Genomic DNA, 9,542 nt, shown 5'->3' with positions numbered 1-9,542 from the left:
AAAGTTTTATCTCTATTAGGGCATTTTTTTGTTTCGAGTTTGAATTTGTAGCAGTTTGTTTTGTATTTAGGCAAGGCAGAGCCTATGTAGTGTGGTTATTCCCCATAAATACGCGATATCGCAGCATAAAGACCAAACATGCGCTGCCCTATGGGTTCTTTCTAGGGACGATTGACTCTTTGTTGCTCGATTTTTACTTAGCCCACTAGGTTACAAACCTCGCGCCGCGATTAGATCGCCCCTAGATTGAACAAATTTCAATCCGCAAAGGTCTACACGCCCTAGTATTAACACTTACTTTAAATAACAATAACAAAAGGACTCATAATGAAAAAGTGTCTGATTGGCTCGCTACTTGCGTTTTCGTGCTTTACTAGCCAAGCCACAATTGTTGAAATGCAAACCTCGCACGGTGTAATAGAAATTAACTTGTTTGATCAACAAGCCCCCAATACGGTTGCTAACTTTTTAAGTTATATTGAAGATGACGCATATAACCAAACTGTTATACACCGCTCAGTCAGCGACTTTGTAATACAAGGCGGTGGCTTTACTTTCACCGACGAATTAGTGCCAATAACCACTAAACCTGCTGTTGTTAATGAGCCTGTTTTATCTAATGTGAAGGGCACAATCGCGATGGCTAAATTAGCCAACGATGAAAACAGCGCAACGAGCCAGTGGTTTTTTAATATGGTTGATAATAGCGAAGCGCTTGATACTCAAAATGGCGGTTTTACAGTATTTGGACAAATTACAGCGCAAAGCCAAGCGACGCTCGATAATATTACAGGGTTGGTACACTGTGGTGATATTCCGTTAGTTGATATAACCAGTGAACAATGCTCAAGTAGCGATGTCGCTTTGAGCAGCGCTAACTTTGTCACTATTAATAGTGTGGTGGTATTAGATGACGACCCGCTTTCATCTGCCAGCTTGAACCCAACAGCTAATACATTAATAAGCCAAGAGGATTCACCTTCTGAGGCTGGTTCGTCAAGTAGCTCGGGTGGGAGTATGGGGGTTGGCTTTTGCTTAATTGCACTGCTTGGTGTGGGTAAACGCTTAAATCGCGCCAAATACTAACTATTTGTTAAACAATAAATAAAAAGCGGCTAATAAAGCCGCTTTTACTAAAATGCTAAAATTCGCCAAACAATCGCAAGCCATAATGCAAACACGCTGGCGCAGCCAAGTAAAAAAACATTAAAGCGCATTCTTATATTGTTACTGCCAATATGAATAACCGTATGCACAATACGCGAAATAACAAATAAGCATGCAAGCGCGGTTATTAAGTAGCTGGCGCTGTTAAGTTGCAGTGCAACAATACACCCGATATAAAAAAGCACAGGTATTTCAAACTGATTAGTAAAGTTTCTATCGGCTACGCGTACGGTATCGCCTGCGTTATCAAGGCGCATGGTTTTAAAATCACTCAACTGTAATTGTCTGTTTTTTGCAGCCGCAAAGCGTCGTTTGCCCATAATTACCATTACAATTAGCGATAACGTTACTTGTGCAAACATGGCGAGTATTATTATTTTTTCCATCCTATTTCCTTCGTTATTATTTTACTGACTTTAAGTATGCAGGTGTTTTTCACAATGTGTTACATAAATTAGTATTATTTTGTGGTAAACCCTTAATTGTTAGTGTTAATTTAGTCCTGTTGTGTTGTTTTTAGCGCATCCTAAGCGCAATTTTAATGGAAAAACAAAATGAAAAAAATTCTTGGTTTTAGCGCCATCGCTTTAGCAGTTTTAAGTGGCTGTACAAATACATCATCTACCTCACCGGTTGCTAGTTCTTCGCAAAACACCTTACTCTCAGACACATTAGTTGTAAGCCCAAATGACACGCGTGAATATAAAACTCTGAAGCTTGAAAACGAAATAGAAGTCATTTTAGTCTCTGATCCAAGCGCTGAAAAATCGGCAGCATCGCTAAGTGTAGGTGTAGGTTTACTGCACGACCCTATGATGCAGCAAGGTATGGCACATTACTTAGAGCATATGCTTTTTTTAGGCACAGAGCGCTACCCAGATACCAAAGGCTACTCTGACTTTATGACTAAAAATGGCGGGGTAAATAATGCGTATACCTGGCTCGATATTACCAACTACATGTTTAAAATTAATAACGACGCTTTTGACGAAGCGTTAGACCGTTTTGCTGATTTTTTTAAAGCCCCTAAGCTTTACCCAGAGTATGCAGATAAAGAAAAAAACGCTGTAAATGCCGAGTGGTCTATGCGCCGAGAAATGGACTTTTTTGGCCAGTTTAAACTTGCCCGTAAAATGATGGGGGATCACCCAGCTAATCGTTTTTTAATTGGTAATCTAGAAACGTTAGGAGACAAAGAAGGTAGCAAATTACACAAAGAAACAGTCGATTTTTACAATAAATACTATTCATCTAACATTATGAAAGTGGCGCTTATCTCAAACTTGCCAATTGAGCAAATGGAGCAAAAAGCGAGAACTTATTTTGCCGATATTGAAAATAAACACATTGAAAAACCATCTGTTACCGCAGAGCTTGATTTTGATAAAGCCGGTGGCAAAAAAGTATATTACTCACCTAATGAAGACGTAAAACAGCTGCAACTTGAGTTTACTATTAATAACAACAGCAGCGATTTTGCGGTTAAACCTAACCATTATGTCAGTTATTTATTAAGTAATGAAATGCCAGGTAGCCCTGCACAATTACTACGCGAAAAAGGCTGGGTATCGCAATTAACAGCATCTCCTTCTCCTAGTCAGTACGGCAATTACGGCGCGCTTACTATTTCGCTAGAATTAACCGATGAGGGCATGAAAAACCGCGAAACAATTGTCGCAACTATTATGCAATACATTGAACTGATTAAAAAAGAAGGTGTAGATGCTAAGTACTTTAATGAAATTCGTACATCACTTAGCAATCAATTTAAGTTTTTAGAAAAAGGCGATGAGTTTAGCTATGTCAGCGCGCTTACAGGCAGCATGCAAGATTACCCATTAAATCATGCCATTGATGCGCCTTATTATTATGCCAAATTTGACGCAGAGGCAATAAACGCAGTACTTAAACAATTAAATCCCGATACGCTGCGCGTATGGTATATTTCGCAACAAGAAGAAACCGACTCGCAACTGCATTTTTATGACGGTAAATACCGCATTGAAGATATTAGCGATGCCGAAATTGCCAGTTGGAAAACATCAAGCGAGTTTAAGCTTGCTTTACCCAGTGTAAATAACTTACTACCAGAAAGCTTTGCCATTAAAACAGCTGAGTTTAAAGAGCAAAAACACCCTGAATTGGCTTACGATAAAAACGGCGTAAAAGTATGGCGTCAAGCAAGCCAAAAATTTGCAGCTCAGCCGAAGGGGCTGGTTGAGGTATATATTAATACTCAACCTGGCTTAAACGATATTAAGGCTGAAGTACTATACGCAGTATGGGCTGACTTATATAACATGCAACAAAGCCAACTAAGTACCGAAGCGGCCATTGCCGGCATGAGTATAAACCTTGCGCCAAGTAACGGTTTAGTTTTATCAATGAGTGGCTTTACCGATAAGCAAGATGTACTTTTAAAACAAGCGCTAAGCGGGTTAAAAGCCGAGGTAACGGCACAAGCATTTAACCAAGCAATTGATCGCTACAAACGTGGCTTGTTAAATCAGCAAAAGCAATTTCCGTATGCACAAGCATTTGGCGCTTACTCTAAACTTATCCGCACAGGCAGCTTTGATACAGAGGCACTGATAAAAGCGGCAGAAGCGTTAAGCGTTGCCGATTTAAACAAGCTAAAAACAGCCACGTTTGCCACCAACGATTTACGTGTATTTAGCTACGGTAATTACAATCAACAAGATATAGAATCGATAGCCAATGAATTAAGTGCCACTCTACCAAGCAATCATACATCGAGTGAGTTTGCGCGCAGTAAAGCATGGTTACCGCAGCCAGGCGAAACATGGGTACTTCAAAAAGACATTGATGTAGCTGATGTAGCTGTTGTAGATATGAGCGTACACCCAATAGTCGGCTATAAACAAAAAGCACAAGCTGCAGTACTACAAAGTCACTTTAGAACGGTTGCGTTTGACAAAATGCGTACCGAAGAGCAGCTTGCATATGCAGTAGGTGCGTTGGCTCGCCCAATAGAGGATTACTCGGCAATTGGCTTGTTCATACAAACGCCGGTTAAAGGGCCAAAAGAAATTCAGGCACGTTTTGATCAATTCAAAAAAGAGTACGCGGTAGAGCTTGATAATATGAGTTTAGATACCTTTACCCAACTTAAAAACGCTACGCTTGTATCTCTCAAAGAGCAACCTAAAAACTTAAGCGATGAGATGGGGCCTCTCATTACTGATTGGTACCGCGAAAACTTTAATTTTGACTCTAAACAAAAACTAATTGATGAAGTCGAAAAAGTAACGCTTGAAGATATTAAACAGTATTACAAACAAACTATGTTAAACCCGCAAGCTGCACGTTTAAATGTTCAACTACGTGGTACTAAGTTTATAGAAAGCGACTTTGCAGATTTACCAAATCAAACGAAAATTAAATCGCTGGAAACCTATTACAAAGGTATAAAATTACAAAAATAATTTTGTATAGATTATGTATTTAACGCAAAACCCAGTGCAAATATGTACTGGGTTTTTTATATTTTCTTTAGGCTATACGCATCAATTAGCTGATAACTTATACCCATGCGCTATAATACGTAATCATTTTATGGGGCTAAACATGTCGCTATCTGCGATATTAATTCTCTTTTATAACAAATGATTAGAATTTTTAGCCAGCTACCAATACGCTCTGCCAGCATTTAAAATGGTTTACTTAATTAAGTAAATTGGCATTAATACGGATGTTAGATTGATAATAGCTTGAGCATAGGTAGCAAAATTGGCTACATTCTGCCCTGTTTAAATAAAAAAGGGGAGGGGGGCGATTTTTAGTGACCATAAAACCGCCCTATAGTTAGTGTTTAAATACGTGCTTTTTCTATCGCTTTTGCCACATCTAAATTTATGTTGTACCAGGTTTGCTCAAGGGTGGCCACCAAGCCATCGTAACCGTCGTCATCTATAGGCACTATATGTGAAAAATTATGTACGCTAATCAAGCTGCGGCCAGTTTCTGGATGGGTGTAATATAAGCGCCATAACCCTGAAATATCAGCGTTGCCTTGCATATCTCCATTAAAGTGGTGTACTTCATACTCAAGCTCGTAAAACGTTTGCTGATCAAGTTCGGTAATTACCGGTAAACCCTTGATGACCATCCAATTAGGCATGGCATTAAAAAGGGTTTGTTGCGCTGTAGCGGTAAGCATAACATCGGGCGATTCCCCCCACAGGTTGTAATTTGCTGCGTGAATTTGATTGTTATCAATTTTCATCGCTATGCCTAAATTATTTAATGCGCCTCTAAGGGCCACAGTTTGTACTCTAAGCTGCGCATCTGTTTCTTTAACATGACGGGATGTTGAAGCAATGGGTTGTTCAAACTGATAATACTGCGTCGCTGTTTGAATTGACGCACTGCACCCTGCAAGAGTGATTAACACAGTGATGGCTAAAAATAAGTGTTTCATTATTGCTTCCTTGGTTGTGGATCAGCAGGGAGTGCTTTATCAAAAATAAACATATTTGGTTGTTCATTTAAGCCGCGTGTCAGCGGCTGAATTTCCTCACTTAAACGTTTAAATTCAAGTAATGTTTGCTGTAATTGATGGTGAAACTCAGAGCCTGCCTGATAACTAGCCATGGTTTTATCAAATTGACGCATGGTGACTTCAAACTGCTCCATACTTTTAGTCATTTTATCAAAGTTACGATTAAAGTCGCCGGGCAAATTTTGTGTCTCTTTTTGGCTTAATAACGCGCGCATTTCGTTAGCGAGGGCTTGGTAGTCACTGAATGTAGCCTGCATTTGCGCGAGACTGTCTTCGATTTTTAAGCTGTTTACCTTGTTAAGCACATCCGAGACCTGATCGGCAAGCACGGTAATGCCGCTGGATATACTTGGAAAAACATCATACTTCGCAAGCTTTGCTAAATGCGCTTTAGGGGCGTCGGGGTATATATCAAAATCAACATACACTGCGCCAGTTAAAAGATTGCCGGGCTTTAAAGAGGCGCGCATACCACTTTTTATCCAACCTGTTAGGCTGCTTTGCCAAAATTCTCTGGCCGCTGCGCTATCGTGATATAAACGGCCATACTCTATTTTAATCAGTACAGGCACCGCTGTATTGTGGTTTTTAAAGTGCGCGGGTTTACCATCAACAATAACGTTAGCGGGCGCTTCTACCACTGTACCAATTCGAGTGCCACGATATTCCACCGGGGCACCGGGGCGTAGGCCGCGTATTGATTGTTCAAAGTCAATAATGTAGTAATCAAAGTCGTAAAAGCGCTCTTCCAAGGCTTCTTTGTAGCTTTGACTCAACGAGAAGTTGTGGCCGTTTTGTGCAATATCGCCGGGTGCTTGTTGATCGGGTAAGCCAACCGAAATACCGCCTTTGAGGAGCTTGCTTAGTGAGCCAGTACTTATATTAATACCATCGGCTGATAAGTCGATTTCAATTCCGGCATTAACCCAAAAAATAGAGTTTAATGTTATGAGGTTTTGATACGGCTCATTAATAAAAATGCCGTACTTCATTGCTTGGTTTTTCCAGTCAAAGGTAGCGGTTTCTATTTGGCCTATTTTATAATTTTTAAAAAATATGCCTGTACTAACTTCGAGTACCTCAGCATTGTAGCTGAGTAATTGAAAACGCCCACCTTTTACATCTTTACCAATAAGGGCGGGCTCGTCTTGTAATACAAAACGCTCTTTAAGTTTTTTACTCTCCCCTGGGGAAAACTCTAAATAAACACCCGACAAAAGCGTACTCATGCCGCTAATGCCAGTCTCGTCTATACGGGGTTTAACAACCCAAATTTTGGCATCGTCGGTGAGCAGTTCATTGTAGTTTCTGTCTATTTGTGCGCGGGCAATTACGCTATCTTGCGAGTCAGAGAGGCGTATAGCGTCAATTTGACCAATTTTAACACTGCGCACCTTTATTTCTGTTTTACCTGCAACAATCCCCTCTGCATGGGGCATTTTTATATAAATAGTAGGGCCTACATTTGCTTGATATTGATACAACATCCAAATACCAACTAATAAGGCTATTAGCGGTATAATCCAAATAGCTGAGATTTTTGGTTTGTTTGTTACATTAGCCGTTTCGGTCATGCTTTATTCTCTGAATGTTTGTTTTTTGGTGTATCCCACAACAAGCGTGGATCAAACGCATGTGCAGCCATCATTTGGCATATTACCATAACAGTAAAAAATACAATGCCTAGCCCTGGGGTAATTGACATTAAGTTGCCTAGTTGCACTAAGGCGACGAGTATAGCAACAACAAATACATCAATCATTGACCATTTGCCAATAAATTCAGTAAGTTGATAAATTTTAGTATAGCCTTTTGTATGCTTGTTAGCAGGTTTTGCCACCATAAAACATAAAAAACTAAGCACAAGGGCTTTGGCTAAAGGCACCACCACACTGGCTAAAAATATGATGGCGGCAATGGGGTAGGAGCCACTTTTCCAAAGTGTCAGTACGCCGCCAATTAAGGTTGATGGTGACACATCACCCAGACTTGTAGTGTGCATTATTGGTAATAAGTTTGCAGGTATATAGCATAGCACTGAGGTGACTAACCAAGCTGTCGCTTTTTGGACGCTATTAGGGTTTCTAATATGTGTTTTGCTGTGACAGCGAGGGCAGTATTCCTCTTTACAAAGTTGGTGGCATACATGGCAGGCTTTTATATTTTGATCAATTGCCCGTTTAGCGTTTGCTGCATCTTCGATAGATGTTGCTGGTTTAATATGTGCCCATAAACGCGGCTTATTTACATGAGCAAGTGCTGCAATATACATAATAACAAAGCCAATATAGGCCCAAAAACTGGCGCCAAAACTAATGTCGGCAAGCGACATAATTTTAACCATGCTTACTAATACGCCAATTAAAAATATTTCCGACATGATCCAAGGCTCAAGAGCCAAGGTAAACTTGAGCAATCGCCTTGCTATACCCTCTGGCAATGTTTGCAAAAGACCAAGATGTAAAGGGATCAGAATGATCAGTAAGCTCATTGGCAGCGCAATAATGCTTAAATCAATAAATAAGCCAAGTAACTCACTGTCGTAATTAAATAAAATTCGGGCCGCATCGGGCAAGGTAATTGTTTGCGTTATGCCGCTGCTACTAAATGAAATAAACGGGTAAAACATGCTACTTAATAACATAAGTAATGAGCCAATACTCAGCGCGACTACTTTACTATCGTTGTTTACATCGCCTTCGCACAACTTATGGTGACAATGCGGGCACACGGCCATTTGCTTATCGGCTATTGCGGGTATATCTATTATTAAATCGCAACACGGGCAAATTGTTTGCAAGTTATAACCATCAAAGAAGAATGTTTACGCAATTTTGCTATATTTAAACTATTAATACAACGCGATTAATCATTAAGCGCAATAACAATTCGTAAGGATTAATGTGAGGCTGTTATTATTTTACTGTATTAGCTATTTTTTTATAAGCCCGCCAGTGCCTGCCGCTCAGCAAAAACAGCCGGTGGTGATTGCTGCTAGTGCGACTATTCCTCCCTATGTAATAGAAAAAACAGATACGGGTATACAGCTTAATATAATTAAAGCAGCACTTATTGATCAGGGCTTAGATAATATTGTGGTTATTTATATGTCTAACAAGCGCGCCGAGCAGCAGCTGCATAGCGGTAAGGTGGATATCTTGCTTAATTACGCAGGAAAGCGCGATGCAGGTACTTACCCAAGTCAGCCAGTATTGAGTTATAAAAATGTGGCGGTATCACTTAAAAAACGTGACTTTGCTATTGAGAGTGTAAATGATTTAAATAACAAAAGTGTATTAGGGTTTCAAAATGCAACGGCTTATTTACCGCCTTCATTTGCAAAAGGAGTTGCTCAGTTTGCAAGTTATGAAGAAGTAGTCAATCAACGTGCACAATTTGATAGGCTAATGAAAGAGTGGGTGGATGTAATTGTTCTCGATGAGCGTATTTTTCATTATTATAACATTAACTATTCGCACTCATTACCCGTTAATATTCATGCTATTTTTCCAAAAGCGCCAAGGCCCGCTTATTTTAATAACCCGTTACTGCAACAAAAATTTGATAAAGGCCTAGTTGCCATAAAGCAAAGTGGTAAATATCAGCAGCTATTAAATGTAAACGGCCATGCTAAATAGCATGGCCGTAGGTGTAATTATACCAATCCGCATAATTAAGAGATCTATTTTGAGGATGGATAAACGTGTTGATAGCAAAGCAAAAATTCGCTATTTAGTTGTTATCGGCAATTGCCCCTGCATTGCTCTACCTTCTGCATCCATGCAGTCGTAAATGAGAATTTTTTAACGCAGATAGCGACACGTTTAGCCCCTGAAAATGATTAAGTATTATT

General features: G+C 39.8%; 7 protein-coding genes. 3 read left to right on the top strand and 4 right to left on the bottom strand.

What is annotated here, in order from left to right; all coding sequences use genetic code 11:
- Positions 1–327 precede the first annotated feature (327 nt).
- Positions 328–1,086, top strand: a complete 759-nt coding sequence (locus CWC17_RS15585) for a peptidylprolyl isomerase (protein ID WP_138540227.1) — start codon at positions 328–330, stop codon at positions 1,084–1,086.
- 47 nt (positions 1,087–1,133) lie between these two features.
- Here CWC17_RS15585 and CWC17_RS15580 read toward each other — a convergent pair whose 3' ends face one another.
- Positions 1,134–1,553 (bottom strand): MAPEG family protein, encoded by a 420-nt coding sequence (locus CWC17_RS15580; RefSeq protein WP_138540226.1) that lies wholly within the window; start codon positions 1,551–1,553, stop codon positions 1,134–1,136.
- A gap of 168 nt (positions 1,554–1,721) precedes the next feature.
- Here CWC17_RS15580 and CWC17_RS15575 point away from each other — a divergent pair, with 168 nt between their 5' ends.
- Positions 1,722–4,613 (top strand): insulinase family protein, encoded by a 2,892-nt coding sequence (locus CWC17_RS15575; RefSeq protein ID WP_138613909.1) that lies wholly within the window; start codon positions 1,722–1,724, stop codon positions 4,611–4,613.
- 386 nt (positions 4,614–4,999) lie between these two features.
- Here CWC17_RS15575 and CWC17_RS15570 read toward each other — a convergent pair whose 3' ends face one another.
- From CWC17_RS15570 to CWC17_RS15560, 3 genes are read right to left on the bottom strand one after another with little or no spacing between them, the layout of a single operon-like run.
- On the bottom strand, positions 5,000–5,608 hold the full coding sequence (locus tag CWC17_RS15570) for a PqiC family protein (protein ID WP_138613908.1): 609 nt from the start codon (positions 5,606–5,608) through the stop codon (positions 5,000–5,002).
- Positions 5,608–7,263: an intermembrane transport protein PqiB gene (gene pqiB / locus CWC17_RS15565; protein ID WP_138613906.1), complete on the bottom strand. Its 1,656-nt coding sequence runs from the start codon at positions 7,261–7,263 to the stop codon at positions 5,608–5,610. The genes CWC17_RS15570 and pqiB overlap by 1 nt, the downstream gene beginning before the upstream one ends.
- On the bottom strand, positions 7,260–8,426 hold the full coding sequence (locus CWC17_RS15560; RefSeq protein WP_249935934.1) for a paraquat-inducible protein A: 1,167 nt from the start codon (positions 8,424–8,426) through the stop codon (positions 7,260–7,262). The genes pqiB and CWC17_RS15560 overlap by 4 nt, the downstream gene beginning before the upstream one ends.
- Before the next feature lie 166 nt (positions 8,427–8,592).
- Between CWC17_RS15560 and CWC17_RS15555 the strand changes: the two genes are divergently transcribed.
- Entirely contained in the window at positions 8,593–9,327 is a 735-nt protein-coding gene (locus CWC17_RS15555; protein WP_138613902.1) for a substrate-binding periplasmic protein, read from the top strand.
- The last annotated feature ends 215 nt before the right edge of the window (positions 9,328–9,542 follow it).

The organism is Pseudoalteromonas sp. S3785, from assembly GCF_005887365.1.
Taxonomy (GTDB): domain Bacteria; phylum Pseudomonadota; class Gammaproteobacteria; order Enterobacterales; family Alteromonadaceae; genus Pseudoalteromonas.
The sequence above is the reverse complement of the archived record's forward strand: the minus strand, read 5'-3'. Positions and strand labels throughout refer to the sequence as shown.